The organism is Cytophagales bacterium (genome assembly GCA_033344775.1).
Taxonomy (GTDB): domain Bacteria; phylum Bacteroidota; class Bacteroidia; order Cytophagales; family Cyclobacteriaceae; genus JAWPMT01.
The window spans coordinates 993,526-1,009,419 of sequence record JAWPMT010000005.1 but is presented as its reverse complement, the minus strand read 5'-3'; the positions used below and the strand labels follow the sequence as shown (position 1 = coordinate 1,009,419).

The window sequence follows — 15,894 nt, the reverse complement described above, 5'->3', positions numbered from 1 at the left end:
GGAAATGAATAGTAAGAAATATTTAGGTTCATTATTGCTGGTGATGCTGTCGCTGATGGTTTTTATCGCCTGCGAAGAGTCCGATGGCATTAGCCTCGAAGATCCCAATGGTACTCCCTCTGTCTTGTATGTAAGGGTGGCTAATCCTGAACAATCAGATTCCCTTTTAGTGAGGGCTGACCTGGGAAGTGAAATTGTACTGATTGGTGAAAACCTTGGTGCAACCCGAGAAGTATGGTTCAACGATCGTCAGGCGGTTTTGAATCCTACCTGGGTGTCCAATCAATCGATCTTTGTGCAGGTGCCTAGCATCGCGCCAAATACGGTTAACAATGTCATTACATTGGTCGATGCCAACAGTGATACCATTACACATCCGTTTGAGGTTTCGATCAGTGCGCCAGAGATTTTAACGGCAGTCAATGAATGGCCACGGGCCGGAGAGAACCTGGTGATCACAGGAAATTTCTTTTTTGAGCCTGCGACCATCACTTATTCTGGTGGAGTCACGGGAGAATTAGTCTCCATTTCCCAGCAAAGGATAGAGTTCACGGTTCCCGAAGGTGCGACCGAAGGACCGGTTACCTTAACCACCAATTTTGGTGAAGTTGAGTCTGGTTTCCACTTGTGGGATTCCAGAAATGTCATCCTGAACTTTGATGACCTCAATCCCAATGGTTGGAGAATCGGAACCCCAGAAGCAGCGGGGGGTGAAATTGATGGAAACTACAATGTGTTCCGTTCAGACCTTGCTGCCAATGTCAGAGATGAAGGACCCGGTGCTCCGGCAACTTCTTCGATGCTATTCCACTACTGGGGTGGAGGCGATGCTTCCAGAATAGGAAATTTCTACCCGGACTATGCTGGTGCTTCCCGAGATCATGTGCTCAAGTTTGAAGCCCGAGTAGACCAGTGGTTTGGAGGACATCTCAATATCTGCCTGGCTCCACCAGAGCACATCGATAGCAACCAGGAGATCTGGAGCAACGACATCAACGCAAGAGCGATTTGGGCACCATGGTCTGAGGAAAATACGGAATTCAGTACCGATGGTGAGTGGATCACGGTGGTGATTCCTTTTTCAGATTTCCATTATCGCATTGATGGCGATGACTCAGGTATTACCTACACCGGAGGACAGGATTTTGTGGAATCTGCCGCGGGATCTATCAGCATGTGGCTCATCGGTTCTCCTGAGAATTCGGGCAATCCTGTGGAATTCCATATTGACAACATTCGAGTAGTAGAACCATAATCATTCACAGACTGACCGGCTGGAACATTTTGGTTTCGGTTGGTCGGTTCTGACAAATTATGATCAAATGAAAAAGTTATTATCGAAAATAAATTCTCAAGTACGATTGGTGCTGCTGCTGTTGATGGCATGTCAATTGATACTTGTGGCTTGTCAGGAAGACGAGCCTATGATTACCGCCACTACGGTCCTGAGCTTTGGTCCTTCAGGAGTAGAGCATGGTGACGACATAGTGATCATTGGCACTAATCTTAATAATGTGACTTCAATCCTGTTTCAACCAGGAGTGGAGGTAACGACGTTCAAAGAGCAAAGTGCCACCTCCATGATGGTTACCGTTCCTGAAGCAGCGGAGCCAGGGGTATTGGTGTTACGGACACCCACACAGGAAATCGAGACTAAGTCCATCTTGAATTTCAAAGTTCCTGTGACCATCAGTAGCCTTTCTCCATCGGTAAAACCAGGAGAAGTGCTAACGATAACAGGAGATAAGTTGAATTGGATTGAAAGCATCACTTTCCCAAGTGATATTGTCATGCTGAAAGAAGACTTTGATTCGCAATCGCTAACGGAGCTTACCGCAACGGTGCCCATGCATGCCCAATCAGGTTTTATCATGTTCGAGACAGGAGGAACAGAACCTTTAATGTTCGCGCATGAGACCCAATTGGAAGTGCAGACGCCTCAAATCACAGCACTTAACCCCGCTGCAGCCCGACACGCATCTACCTTGACCATAGAAGGGGATAACCTGGACCTGGTAACTGAGATTGTATTCTATGAAGGCATTTCAGTCTTACAAGATGCCTTTGTGTCTCAGTCGGAGACGGCCATTGAGGTTACGGTGCCTGTTACGGCGGTTCAAGGTAAAATCACGTTGAAACAAGCTTCTCCAGTAGAAATTGAATCTGAAAATGACCTGGTTATTGTTTTGCCCGCAGGTACTTCGATCAGTCCGGATACCCAGCGTCCCGGTGAAGATGAAGTGACCATCACAGGTACAGACCTGGATTTAGTAGCCTCTATTTCCATACCTGGACATGGAGTAGTGGAAGCGGATGAATTCATCAGTCAGTCTGCCGATGCCATTGTTTTCCTGATGCCAGTGGACGCTTCCATTGGTGTGATCAATTACACCACAATCCATGAATTTGAAGGGTCATTGGGGATTGCGGTTAGTTTACCTTCTTCAGGAGGTTTAGCCGACTTATTGATTCCAACTTTCGTTGATGCGGTAGCAGAGACAATCGGCCAGGGTGGTGGCTGGGGTGGAGGTTCCACCGACTTTGCTAATACTGAGAACCCAAGAGAGGGAACCACTGCGATCAAAGCAACCTTTGCCGGTGACTGGGGAGGTCAGGCCCAATTGGGTACCTGGGGTAAACCCGATCTATCCATTGTAGGAGCAGAAGTATTCTCTTTCTCTCTCTTCGGAGGAGCAGGAACGGACGGCCAGCAATTGAACTTCAATGTGAAGTCTGGTGGAGACAATACCATGCTGGTAACAATCCAGGAAGGTGAGTGGGTAGATTTCCAAATCCCACTTGCGGATCTGGGAAGCCCAACAGCCATCACAGAAATCTGGTTCCAGGATCAAGGCTGGTCAGGTACGGTTTACATTGACCGTATGGGATTTGACCTGGAAAGAGCAGCAGGACCAGATCCATTAACCATTGTTGCATTTGACGAAGGAATCGCTGACATCTTTGGCCAAGGTGGTGGCTGGGGTGGTGGCGCCTCAGATTTTGCTAACACAGAAGTGGCCAGAGACGGAAGTACTTCCATCAAGGTTACCTATGCAGGTGATTGGGGTGGTCAGGCACAATTCGGCACCTGGGGCAAAGACAATGTGAACATCACAGGAATGAGCGTGTTTGCCTTCTCCGTATACGGTGGTGCCGGAACCGGTGACCAGCAGCTTAATGTGAATGTGAAACTGGATTCGGATAATCCACAATTGATCACCATCAAAGAAGGTGAATGGACAGATATTGAAATTCCATTGTCTGATTTCGGAAGCTTTACCGAAGTAACAGAGATATGGTTTCAGGACCAGGGATGGTCCGGCGACATCTACATAGATCATGTAGGATTTAGATAGTTTGTAATTTTCATGGTGCCTGAGGTTTCTCGGGCACCCAAATTTTTAATCGGAGAATAGTTCCAAGTATTTACATCCCAATCTTCATTGATCAAGCTTCATTAAAGTGGCTTCGGATTATAGGCCACTATTCCCCCTTTTTCAAAGGGGGTAAGGGGGATTTGCAAAAAAATTAATCCGAAGCATTACAAGAAATCACCTCCTCGTAAGGAGCAATAAGGCATTCAAAAATTCAATTAAACCAATAACATGAAGAACATTATTGTTCAACTATGTACGTTTATCACAGGATGTGGAATCCTGTTGCTCGTTTCCTGTGGCGGAGACAACACTGAGGAGCCTAAATTACAAGCACCTACCTTAACTGGTGCCACAGACATTACTTCCAATTCTTTTTCAGTAGATTGGGATTTTGTAGAAGGAGCAGAAGCCTATCAGGTTGACCTGGCAATAGATGCGTCCTTTTCTGATTTTGTTGCGCCGTATCAGGAGTCAAGGCAAAGCTTTTCGGAAATTCGGATTGCCGACCTGGAGGCATCAACCACTTATTACTTCAGGGTACGATCTGTCTTTCGAGATTCTTTTTCTCAGTACTCCAATACCCTGGAAGTAACCACCTTATCAGAGAACGATTCACAACCGGGAACTTCACTTAAAAATTCAGCGGAATTTGCAGTAGGAATGGCAGTCCAGGTAGCCCGTCTCAATGGACAACATGAAACGATTTTGCAGGACGAGTTCGATCAAATCACCAGTGAGTATGAAATGAAGATGAACATCATGTATCCTTCAGAAGGGAACTATGATTTCAGTCGGGCAGATGCCACCGTAGATTGGGCAATTGCCAATGGATTAGAAGTACATGGACATGCGTTGATCTGGCACAATGCCACACCAAGTTGGGTCGAAAATTACAGTGGAACAGATGCCGAATTTGAAGCGCTGATTGAAGATTATATCAAAACAACGGTGACCCGATACCAGGGCAAAGTGAAATCCTGGGATGTAGTCAATGAGGCATTTGAAGACAACATTGGAACATTGAGAAATTCCGTTTTCCGACAGAAAATGGGTGACAACTACCTTGAAAAATGCTACCAATGGGCAAGAGAAGCGGACCCGGATGTGTTGTTATTCTACAATGATTACAGCATGGTCATCGACCCGGTAAAGCATAGAGCTACCATCAATTTGGTAACAGATTTTATAGAACGTGGAATCCCTATCGATGGTGTAGGTTATCAGATGCATATTTCTCATGACTTTCCCAATAAAGCGGCCATTGAATCAGCGGCCAAAGAAGTGACAGATCTAGGATTGTTGTTGCACTTTTCAGAATTGGATGTTCGAGCCAATCCTAACAATGACTTACAGGCACTCAGTACGCAACGTGCAATTTCACAACAAACTAAGGTCCGGGAGGTAGTAGAAGTATATAATGCGATACCTGAAGCAAGTAAATTTGGCATTACCATTTGGGGTATGAAGGATGACGAAACCTGGCTCACGGATTTCTGGGGACATCCCGACTGGCCACTGCTCTACAATGCTGATTTTTCACCCAAGCGTGCACATACTGGGTTTTTGGAAGGGTTGCAATAGAAGCTTTTTATCACCGCTCTTCTTCTGGCTTCAGTTTGTAACTGAAGCCATTTTCAATTGCAGACTTTGAACCAACTGCAAGACAACTGTAAACTACCAGGAATAAAAAAGAACGAAGTTTCAAACATCAGCATCGGCGATGTATAGTTTCTCACTATTTTCGAAATCTGATGCGAAATGAAGTGGGTATTCTTAATTGGCGGGGGCTTTCTGATCGGTTATTGCTGTTCACAACAGTCGCCGTAGCCCTTTGTTTTTTAAGGGTATCTGCACAAGCACAAAATGACTTACCGACTAATCATGGACTGATCTTCAAGTCCTTTGAAGTAGAACCTGTCAATCGGACAAGTCTTGATATTTCCGGGGTATTGGATGATCCAATTCAATCCTTAGAATTTGACCTGGCTTTGAATGGTTTTTCATCCTTCGGTTACATCTTTCGAGCCTTAGCGACGAATGGAAGTAAGATTGATTTTCTGTACACACCGGGTGATGGAGGTCAGTTCAAGGTAATTATTGATGGTCGGGAGACTCCACTAAATCTGGCCATAAAACCAGAAGAAGTCCGTCGAAATTTCTGGCGGCCAATACGGCTGACATTCAGGGATTCTGAATTATCACTCACAAGCGGTGATCAAATTATTGTACTGAATATTTTGGAAAACCTGACCATTGCTAAGCTCATATTTGGTGTGAATGATTTACCTGACCTTCAAACGGTCGATTGTCCGCCCTTCATGATCCGTGATCTTAAAATCTCTGTCGGAGAAAGTAAATATCACTGGCCGGCCAATGAAGTTCAAGGAGCTAAAGTCAAGGATATCATTGGAGGAACATCGCTGGAAGTAGTCAATGGTGAATGGCGTGCAGCCCAAAGTTTTCATTGGAAAGAGATGGGTGAGATGACCGGACCTATGTCACTGGTAGTAGGACATGATCCGATTCGTCAACGCGTCTTATGGGTGCACCCTGAAGGCATTCAAAGCTATGACCTGACCAATGGCTATGCGACTCAGTTTGAATTAACTTCTGATATTGAATCTAGATTTGGATTATTTGATCCGCTCAATGATCAGATGATCACCTACGACATGGAGCCCATTGGTGTTTCGCAGTTCCGAGTAGATACTTTAGCAAGGTTGCTGGGCCAGAAAGCAAATCCCCGAGAACCCATACAAAACCTCTGGCTGTCTGCACCTTTCATCAACCCATTGGATAGCAACCTGATGTTGTTAGGTGGGTATGGCTTTTTCACCTCAAAAAATACGCTATGGGCCTATGATCAGTCTACGCAGGAATGGTCGCTCATCCCATTGAGCGGAGATACCTTGGCGCCCCGATACCATCATGCTATATCCAAAGGTGCGGAGCAAGGACAATTTTATGTTTTCGGAGGCATAGGCAATCTCACAGGAAAGCAGGAATTAGGACTTCAGCACTATTATGACCTGTATTTGTTAGACATGAGAACGGCGACTTTACAAAAGTTGTGGGAGCTGCCTGATATCAATTCACACTTTTCAGTGGTCAATCAGATGGTTTTTTCAAAGGAAGAGGAAGTGCTCTATGTATTAGGCTATCGCGCGTTTGGTGAAGTCAATAACCTCGCCTTGATGAAATTGAGCATAAGCGAGGCATCCATTCAAGTAGTGGGGGATTCAATACCATTTGTCCAAAAAGGATTTGACCGAACACAGGCTGGATTATTTCAAAATGATAAGACCAGTGAACTAATTGCTTATACTTTGGGCGTAGAAGATCAGCAGGCCCGATTGAAGTTGTTCAGTATTCTATTTCCGCCAGAGAAAGCTCCGTTATCGGCCTCTTCGGATTTGTTCCGACCTAAATGGTATTGGTTCGCGATTTTGCTTTTAGTTTTTCTGATAGCCGCCTTTGTTCGAAGAACGAAAGCAACTAATTCAAATCAGATCAAACACCAACCGCTAAAAGAGTCCGATAAAAATGCCATTCGTTTATGGGGTGGGTTCACTGTTTTTGACAAAGAAGGAGCCAATCATTCCGATCAATTCAGCCCTAAGATCAAAGAGCTTTTTCTGGTGTTGTTTTTCAATAGCATTGGTGAAGCTCAGGGAATCAAGGCCCAGAAAGTCTATGAAAAAGTATGGCCAGGCTACGAACGTGCCAAAGCTAAAAATGCACTGGGCGTGACCATGGGACGCTTGCGTTCTGCTTTGCAAGAGGTAGAGAGTGTCCAGGTAGTCAATGAAAATGGAGCCTGGAAATTGGATTGGAAAAACGAGCTGCCAACCGATTATCACCTGACCATGCTAAGTCTGGAACAGCTCAAACAGCAGTTTTCTGAGGAAACCCTGGATGGATTGATCACAGTAGTAGGAAGAGGGCCTTTTTTGCCGAACACCGAGATAGAATGGCTGGATGATTACAAAGGGAAGGTGAATTTTCATGTAACCAGCAGCTTGATGGAAATCAGTGAAAAGGTTTCGGAGGAAGATCGGAAGATCAGGCTGGCAGATGTCATATTGACCATCGATGACCTACATGAACAAGCTGCCAGGTTGAAAATAGGATCACTCACGACACTCGGCAAACATGGCCTGGCGTCGTATTTCTATGAGGAGTTTGCCAAGAAGTATAAAGAGCTATATCAGGAGCAGTTTCCGAAGAGTTTTAAGGAGATGAATTCGTCAAACTCCTGACCAACTTTAGCGTCATTCCTGCATACGCGGGAATGACGGATTTTATTTTTTGGCTAAAGTTGGCCAGTTGTAGTTCCTGCAAATCCTCAAAGTCAATTTTCAATTGCCAGTCTCTACTTGTATCTGCTACTCATCATCATTCATCGAAGACTCTGAGTTACCCGAAAATTTGATATTAATTTTTTCACTTTTCTCACTCCTGTAACCCATCTTGTAACCCATCTTTTAAGCTTGTAACCCCTAGTTTGGCCCTGAAATCGTCATGAAATAAGCTTAAATTGTATCAATGGTTTTTACACGATCAGTCATTTCAAAAGGCCTCTTCTTTTTGATTACCTGTGCGTTCACAGGTGCATTCATCTATGCCTGCAGGACCAATCAGTCCATTGAAAGCATCAGCATTGATGAGGATGCCATTCCGGTGATCGTCGATTTCAATTTTCACGTAAAGCCCATTCTTTCTGATCGATGTTTCAAGTGTCACGGACCCGATCCCAATACCAGAGAAGGTGGCCTTGCGTTGCATACGGCTGAGTTCGCCTTTGGAGCCTTAGGAAAAGATCACGATCGATTTGCATTAAAACCGGGACAGCCTGATAGCAGCACATTGATTCAGCGGATTTTCACGGAGAATCCGGATGACATCATGCCACCACCGGAATCGAATTTAACATTGACCGCTCGGGAAAAAGAAATCCTGAAAAAGTGGGTAGCCCAGGGCGCGGAATGGAAAAAACACTGGGCATTTACCAAGCCAGTAGATCCGTTAGTACCTGAAGCAGATCAAACCGATTGGGGAAATAATGAAATTGATCGCTTCACTGCAGAGAAGATGATCGAAAGAGGCTTCAAGCCTTCGAAAAGAGAATCCCCCGAAAAATTGCTACGTCGGGTGACTTTCGATTTGACGGGTTTACCACCCACACAGGAAGAGCTGTCCTCCTTTCTGGCTGATGAATCTGAGGATGCTTTTGAAAAAAGAGTAGATGCGTTATTGGCGTCCAGCGCTTATGGCGAACGAATGGCTGTAGATTGGATGGATGTGTCGAGATATGCGGATTCGCATGGTTATCAAGATGATTTCGAACGCATCGCCTGGCCCTGGCGGGATTGGGTGATCCATGCATTCAATAAAAACCTGCCTTACGATGAGTTTGTATCCTGGCAATTGGCCGGGGACCTGATGCCAAATCCGACAATGGAAATGATCGTCGCCACATCCTTTAACAGAAACCATAAGATCACTGCAGAAGGAGGAGTAATCCCCGAAGAATACCGAACAGAATATGTGGCGGATAGGAGTCAAACAGTAGGGACTGCATTCCTCGGACTGACCATGGAATGTTCGAGGTGCCATGACCACAAGTACGACCCCATTACCCAGAAAGACTATTTCTCTTTGTTTGCCTTCTTCAATAACATTCCTGAAGTCGGATTGATCAATATGAATCAATTAGCAGCTGAACCGAAAATTGAAATCTCGCAAAAAGACATTGATGAAGTATTGACCTTTATTAACAATCGAACTGAGGCTTCTTCCATACCCCTCATGGTCATGAAAGAAATGGATCAGCCACGTAAGACGCACATTCTGAATCGGGGCGTATATGATCAGCCGACGGATGAGGTGCTGCCAGATACACCCCCGGCTATTTTGGGATACAAAGATGAATTTCAAAGAGATCGATTAGGACTGGCCAAATGGTTATTTGATGAAGATAATCCGCTTACGGCTCGTGTAGCGGTCAATCGGCTATGGCTGCAGGTTTTTGGAAAAGGGATCGTGTCCACCGCCAATGATTTCGGAAACCAGGGTGCTTTGCCTACACATCCGGCCTTGTTGGATTACCTGGCATTGAAGTATCAACGAGAAGGATGGAATACCAAAGCCATGCTCAAATACATAGTGATGTCTGAAACTTATCAGCAATCCAATAAGGTCACAGAAGAATTGCAGCAACGCGATCCGGAGAATCTTTACCTCGCTCGAGCACCAAGGTTACGACTGACCGCAGAAATGATCCGGGATCAGGCGTTGGCAGTCAGCGGACTTTTAAACAATGAAATTGGCGGTCCCAGCGTGAAACCTTATCAGCCAGAGGGCCTGTGGAAAGAAACGACTGGAGGTGGAGGCGGTAGTTTGGCCAGTTATCAGTTAGATACGGGTAATCAGATTTATAGAAGGGGTCTTTACACTTTTTGGAAAAGAACGATGCCTCCGCCGAGCATGATGACCTTTGATGCGGCTAGCAGAGACATGTGCATCGTGCAGCGCCAGCAAACTTCGACTCCTCTTCAGGCATTGGTACTCTTGAATGATCCGCAGGTGATCGAAGCTAGCCGAGCTTTGGCGCAGCAATCACTTGATATGGGCTTGAATAAGACGGATCAAATCATTGAACATATGTTCAGGAAAGTGACTTCCCGGTCACCGTCGGTCGAAGAGATCGGGTTGCTGGAAGCCTATTTTAAAGAAGAGCAATCACGGTATTCGGAGGACGAAGAACTGGTCAAAGACTTTTTGGAAATTGGAAGATATAAGGTGCCTGAATTAAGTGCCGACCTGGCCGCATATGCGCTAGTAGCCAATGCGATTTTTAACCTGGATGAATCCGTAATCAGAGGATAATACGATGGAGATGAAAAAAGAATTAGAAGAATATGCATTGAGTGAAAACCGACGCGCTTTTTTGGGGAAGGCTGCACTCGGCGCAGGGACCTTGGCACTTGGTAGCCTGATGGGAATGAAGATGTTTCGTAAGGAGAAAGGTGTGCTACAAGCGGAAGGAGCCAATGGTCGAATCCAGGGAACACTGGATGTCTTGCATCATGCAGCTAAAGCGAAGCGGGTCATCTATCTGTTTCAGAGTGGAGGGCCTTCTCAATTGGAGCTATTTGATTATAAACCCCTGTTGAATAAGCGAAGAGGAGAGGATTTGCCTGAATCCATACGCAATGGTCAACGACTGACAGGAATGACTTCCGGTCAGGACAATTTTCCGCTGGTCGGTTCCCAATTCGAATTCAAACAACGAGGCCAGAACGGCGCCTGGATCAGTGATCTGCTCCCATACACGTCCAAAATATCTGACGAGCTCTGCATCATCAATTCGATGTATACGGAGGCCATTAATCATGATCCGGCCATCACCTTTTTTCAAACGGGTTCACAGCAACCGGGTAGACCCAGTATTGGTTCCTGGATGAGTTATGGATTGGGTAGTGAAAACGAAAATCTGCCTTCTTTTTCTGTCCTGTTATCGAGAGGTACAGGAAGACCTTTCGCGCAACCTCTGTATTCCAGACTTTGGGGGAACGGATTCTTGCATTCCTTACATCAAGGAGTACAGTTCAGGGCTGCAAAAGACCCGGTATTGTATTTGAATGATCCAAAAGGCCTCACCAGGAACAGTCGGCGAAAGATGTTGGACAAGCTTTTTCAACTCAACAACATGCAATACGAACAATTTGGCGATCCTGAGATCCAAAGCCGAATTGCTCAATATGAAATGGCCTATCGCATGCAGACATCTGTACCCGAAGTGATGAACATCGATGATGAACCAGATTACATCTACCAGATGTACGGACCTGATGCATTAAAGCCGGGCACCTTTGCCGCGAATTGTATCCTGGCCAGAAGACTGGCTGAAAAAGGAGTGAAATTTATTCAGTTGTACCATATGGGTTGGGATCAACATGATAACCTGCCTGGAGCAATTGAAAAGCAAGCGAAAGATGTGGATCAGGCTTCTGCGGCGCTGGTCATGGACCTCAAGCAACGCGGCATGTTAGAAGATACGCTGGTCATTTGGGGTGGAGAATTTGGCCGGACCAACTATTCGCAAGGAACATTGACAGAAACCAATTATGGTCGCGATCACCATCCCAGATGTTTTTCGATGTGGATGGCCGGAGGTGGCATCAAGTCAGGGATCGTCTATGGCGAGACCGATGAATTTGGATATAACATTGTGAAAGACCCAGTACATGTACATGATTTCCAGGCAACCCTGTTGCATCAACTAGGGATCGATCATGAAAGATTGACTTACAAATATCAAGGTAGGCGATATCGTTTGACCGATGTAGAAGGCCATGTGGTAAAAGACATTCTTACCTGATGCGGAGGAGAACATTCATCAAAAGCAGTGGTGGTGGTTTGCTAGGCGCGGGACTGGTCATGTCGGGATTTTCAGGTATCGAGCAAGACCAGATCATTGGCCATGGAGACTTTCGTTACAAGGTCGATCTGAACTGGGGTGCATTGAATGCGACCTATTATCCTGTGAAAGACTGCCATGAAATGGTAGAGGACAGCCAGGGGAGACTGATTTTGCTGACCAACGAGACGAAAAACAACGTCATTATCTATGATAAATCTGGCAAGCTGCTCAAAACCTGGGGCAATGATTATCCCGGTGCCCATGGCTTGACATTGAAAGATGAAGGGGGCGAAGATTTTCTCTATATCGCAGATAATAGTCGACATGAGGTGATCAAAACCGATTTGAAAGGAAAAGTGATCATGACACTTCCTTATCCCAGGGAATCAGGGAAATACAAAGAAGCAGGTGCCTATGTGCCAACAGAGACGGCCATTGCTGACAATGGAGATATTTACGTTGCGGATGGGTACGGCTCACAATACATCATGCATTATGATACCCAGGGTCAATTGAAAAACATCTTTGGAGGTCGGGGAGAAGAAGAACATCACTTTTCCAATGCACATGGTATTTGCGTCGATCAGCGAGGAGGAAAACAGCCTACTTTGTTGATCACCGACCGCATGGCGAATAAACTGAAACGCTTTTCAATGGAAGGCGAATACCTGGAATCCATTCATTTGCCGGGAGCATTTATTTGCAGACCCGTGATCAAGGACAACCAGGTATACCTGGCTACCATTTGGTCAGGTGATGGCTCCGAAGGAACCGGATTTATCTCCGTATTAGATGAGAACAATCAATTGGTTTCAGCTCCCGGAGGAACTACACCTCGCTATCAGGAGGGTGCTTTGAAACCAATCCGACAAGCCTTCAAGATCTTCCGCCACCCCCATGATGTTTGCGTGGATCGGGACGATAACCTCTATGTACCACAGTGGAATGCCTTCGGGGCCTATCCGATTAAATTGAAGAGGGTGTGATGAAACTCAACTTAAGCCATAAAATTGAGTTCGTCATTCCTGACTTTGTTCCCATCCGGGAGCGGCAGGAATCTCATCATCGGCTAGCAGATCTTAATTTGAGATTCCTGTATAGCACAGGAATGACGCTTAAGTTGAGGTTGATCGGGATCGTGTTTTTATTTGGATTAATTCCGTTACACGCTCAATACACCCCAATCGGCCACTTCCAGTTAGCACCACCAGCCATCGAAGCGACTCAGCCATTTTTCGAAACATCTAGCACTGTAAGCCTCGATCTCGATGTAGAAGGTGTGGAACTAAGGTATGCTTTGGAAGGAGAAGAAGTTACCGAAAACAGCCCCCTGTTTAAACGACCAATTACCGTGAAAATTTCAGCCACGATCAAAGCAAAAGCTTTCCATCGCGATTATCAGCCAAGCGAAATGGTCAGTGTGCAGGTATTTAGAATAACAAAGGGGAAAGACATTAATGTGTCCTATTCTCCGGATCCAGCTCCACAGTATGCGGGTCAAGGCGCTGCTTCCTTGTTTGATTCTCGAAAAGGGTCCATGAACTTCAGAGATGGTCATTGGTTGGGGTTTTCCTCAGATACTGTCACTTTTGAAATAAGAGCAGATACGTCGATTGATCAATTGAATTTAAGTGTGCTGGCCGATCATGGTTCCTGGATCTTTGCTCCTTCTCGGATCGAAGTTTGGAAAGGGGAAACTCAGGTTGGGCAGTGGAAGACTGCTCCGCCTACTGCATTTGCGTCTAAAACCTTTCAATTCATTACCATTCCTCTGGAAAACAAGGTTCAGGGGACCATACAAGTAAACGTGCTCATGGATGAGATACCTGCCTGGCACGACGGTAGAGGTACCACCCCCTGGCTATTCATTGACGAAATTTTTATTAGTAATTAATCCATGCAAGAACCCGGTTTCTATTTGAACATCGCCCGTTTTCATCCCTTGATTGTGCATATGCCCATTGGGATCCTGTTCTTTGCTTTTGCATTGGAAGTAGTGAAGCGCTTGAAGAAAAGGACAGACATGGATTTCTCCATCGGGATTGCCTTATTTCTAGGGGCAGCATCTTCGATTGCCGCAGTAGCTACCGGGCTCATGTTGGCGGATGAAGGAGGTTATGAAAATGCTGCCTTGAACTGGCACAAGTGGATGGGAATTGTACTGGCTGTCGTCTCCGTGCTGGCCTTTCTCAATCATGCGAAGCAATACTTTCAGCAATATCAATTTCCGGTACTGGCACTGGTTTCACTCTTGTTGGTTTTTACTGGGCATTTCGGTGGTAACATGACCCATGGTGAAGATTATCTGTTCAGTAAGCCGGTTGATGGCACAATCATCATTCCCAATATCGATGAAGCCCTTGTTTTTGACCAGATCATCAAACCTATCCTGGATACGAAATGCAATTCTTGTCATAACCCTTCCAAAGCAAAAGGAGAACTGGTCATGACCACTACAGCAGGCTTATTGTCCGGAGGAAAGGGAGGAGCCATTTTTGACTTTGAAGACCATTTGAACAGCAGTTTTTTGAAGCGAGTAGACTTACCAATGGAAGATGATAAGCACATGCCACCGAAAGGGAAATCCCAGCTAACCGCGGATGAGATCGCCTTACTTCAATGGTGGATTAGCAATGAAGCCTGTATCGAGTGTCGGGTGGCAGAAATGGAGGAACGAGAACCATTGGATGACATTCTGCAAAAGTTCAGTCAGCCTGTGTCTAAAGTGGCATATGATGATGTTGATCCACTCAGTGAAAAAGAATATCAAGGGTTTTGGGAAGAAGGTTACGCGGTACAACCCGTTGCTGAAGAAAATCCCATGGTCATTGTCAATCTTGCTTTTCGTGATGATATTCAGGAGAAAGGTTTGAAACCCATTCGATCCATTGCGGAAAATGTATTGGAGTTGAATCTGGCTGGTAGTGATTTCACAGATGATCAGAGCAGTCAATTGTCAAAGTTTACTTACCTGAAGAAACTGCAATTGCAGAATACTGCCATTTCAGAAAAGACCATCGGAGCATTATCAGCCCTGCAATACCTGGAGTCACTGAACCTCTATGGTACAGCTGTGACGGATGAAGTGATTCCGATGTTGAAGGAGATGCCAGGATTGAAAAACCTCTATGTTTGGAATGCTAACACAACCAGGGATGCGCTGGAAGATTTGAAAAATGCAAAGCCATTGTTAAATATTCATGAAGGGGCTTATGATGATATTTTTGATGCAAGTCTGATGGCACCCCCTATTTTCTCCATTGATAAAGAGATCTTTCAAGGCACGGTGGAGTTGGAAATGAAGACGGCTTTGAGAGGTGCAAGTATTTATTATACACTGGATGGATCCGAACCTGATACGCTCAGTGAACGATATGATGAACCAATTGTGATCACTAAATCCGTGTTTTTGAAAGCCATTAGCCATAAACCAGGGTGGGATGCGAGTGATGTTGCTGAAAAAAGATTGATTGCTACCGAGTTGGTGCCGGTTAAGGCAGTACTGGCCAAGCATCCAAGTGAAAAATATAAGGGAATGGGTGGATTGACGCTCATTGATGGTCTTAAAGGCACCCAGCGTTTTACAGATGGCAAATGGATTGGATATGAAGGAGAAGATGCTACTGTGACGTTGGAATTAGCCAATGCATCGGATTTAAACCGGGTGACAGTTAGTGCCTTGTCTGCACAAGGAAGCTGGATCTTTTATCCGACAATGATTTCAATTTCTTATTCAAAAGATGGTAAGCAATTTGAGGCTGCGGGAAAGGTCGATTTTCCCCTGGAACAACCCAAGACATTGGTGGATGAAATGAATTATTTTGATGTGCCGGTCAATATAAAGGACGCAAAATTTGTTCGTGTTGACATTCGAAATGTGCAGAAAAACCCCTGGTGGCATCCCAATCCCGATGGTAAAAGCTGGATCTTCCTGGATGAGATTTTGTTGAATTGAGGAGTATTACACCACTAAAATCGATAGGATGGCCAGGTCACTTGTAAACCGTTTGAGAATCCGATACTTTAAAAGGCAGGGAACAGATTAAGAGGTACCTCCAAAAAGTCTGATTCCAACAGAAATAGTTACATTCA

The 15,894-nt window shown here is 45.3% G+C and carries 9 protein-coding genes; all 9 read left to right on the top strand.

Annotated features, from left to right (window positions below; genetic code table 11):
• The first annotated feature begins 4 nt into the window (after nt 1-4).
• The 9 genes from R8G66_21835 (at nt 5) to R8G66_21795 (ending at nt 15,757) form a co-directional block, all read left to right on the top strand.
• On the top strand, nt 5-1,255 hold the full coding sequence (locus R8G66_21835; protein ID MDW3195029.1) for a glycan-binding surface protein: 1,251 nt from the start codon (nt 5-7) through the stop codon (nt 1,253-1,255).
• Nucleotides 1,256-1,322: 67 nt separating this feature from the next.
• Nucleotides 1,323-3,356, top strand: a complete 2,034-nt coding sequence (locus R8G66_21830) for a hypothetical protein (GenBank protein MDW3195028.1) — start codon at nt 1,323-1,325, stop codon at nt 3,354-3,356.
• A gap of 249 nt (nt 3,357-3,605) precedes the next feature.
• Nucleotides 3,606-4,958 carry an endo-1,4-beta-xylanase gene (locus R8G66_21825; protein MDW3195027.1) on the top strand — a complete coding sequence of 451 codons (1,353 nt, stop codon included), beginning with the start codon at nt 3,606-3,608 and terminating at the stop codon, nt 4,956-4,958.
• A 170-nt stretch (nt 4,959-5,128) separates the two neighbouring features.
• Nucleotides 5,129-7,636, top strand: coding sequence for a hypothetical protein (locus R8G66_21820; protein MDW3195026.1), 2,508 nt, complete (start codon nt 5,129-5,131; stop codon nt 7,634-7,636).
• A 286-nt stretch (nt 7,637-7,922) separates the two neighbouring features.
• Nucleotides 7,923-10,265 (top strand): PSD1 and planctomycete cytochrome C domain-containing protein, encoded by a 2,343-nt coding sequence (locus tag R8G66_21815; GenBank protein ID MDW3195025.1) that lies wholly within the window; start codon nt 7,923-7,925, stop codon nt 10,263-10,265.
• A 10-nt stretch (nt 10,266-10,275) separates the two neighbouring features.
• Nucleotides 10,276-11,760 carry a DUF1501 domain-containing protein gene (locus R8G66_21810; GenBank protein ID MDW3195024.1) on the top strand — a complete coding sequence of 495 codons (1,485 nt, stop codon included), beginning with the start codon at nt 10,276-10,278 and terminating at the stop codon, nt 11,758-11,760.
• Nucleotides 11,760-12,788 carry a 6-bladed beta-propeller gene (locus R8G66_21805; protein ID MDW3195023.1) on the top strand — a complete coding sequence of 343 codons (1,029 nt, stop codon included), beginning with the start codon at nt 11,760-11,762 and terminating at the stop codon, nt 12,786-12,788. The genes R8G66_21810 and R8G66_21805 overlap by 1 nt, the downstream gene beginning before the upstream one ends.
• Complete coding sequence (locus R8G66_21800) at nt 12,788-13,696, top strand: chitobiase/beta-hexosaminidase C-terminal domain-containing protein (GenBank protein ID MDW3195022.1); 909 nt, start codon at nt 12,788-12,790, stop codon at nt 13,694-13,696. Before R8G66_21805 ends, R8G66_21800 begins: the two co-directional genes overlap by 1 nt.
• Nucleotides 13,697-13,699: 3 nt before the next feature.
• Nucleotides 13,700-15,757, top strand: a complete 2,058-nt coding sequence (locus R8G66_21795; GenBank protein ID MDW3195021.1) for a chitobiase/beta-hexosaminidase C-terminal domain-containing protein — start codon at nt 13,700-13,702, stop codon at nt 15,755-15,757.
• Nucleotides 15,758-15,894 lie beyond the last annotated feature (137 nt).

Coding starts and splice junctions, on each gene's coding strand:
- R8G66_21835 (MDW3195029.1), top strand. CDS start 5: ATGAATAGTAAGAAATATTTAGGTTCATTATTGCTGGTGATGCTGTCG.
- R8G66_21830 (MDW3195028.1), top strand. CDS start 1,323: ATGAAAAAGTTATTATCGAAAATAAATTCTCAAGTACGATTGGTGCTG.
- R8G66_21825 (MDW3195027.1), top strand. CDS start 3,606: ATGAAGAACATTATTGTTCAACTATGTACGTTTATCACAGGATGTGGA.
- R8G66_21820 (MDW3195026.1), top strand. CDS start 5,129: ATGCGAAATGAAGTGGGTATTCTTAATTGGCGGGGGCTTTCTGATCGG.
- R8G66_21815 (MDW3195025.1), top strand. CDS start 7,923: ATGGTTTTTACACGATCAGTCATTTCAAAAGGCCTCTTCTTTTTGATT.
- R8G66_21810 (MDW3195024.1), top strand. CDS start 10,276: ATGAAAAAAGAATTAGAAGAATATGCATTGAGTGAAAACCGACGCGCT.
- R8G66_21805 (MDW3195023.1), top strand. CDS start 11,760: ATGCGGAGGAGAACATTCATCAAAAGCAGTGGTGGTGGTTTGCTAGGC.
- R8G66_21800 (MDW3195022.1), top strand. CDS start 12,788: ATGAAACTCAACTTAAGCCATAAAATTGAGTTCGTCATTCCTGACTTT.
- R8G66_21795 (MDW3195021.1), top strand. CDS start 13,700: ATGCAAGAACCCGGTTTCTATTTGAACATCGCCCGTTTTCATCCCTTG.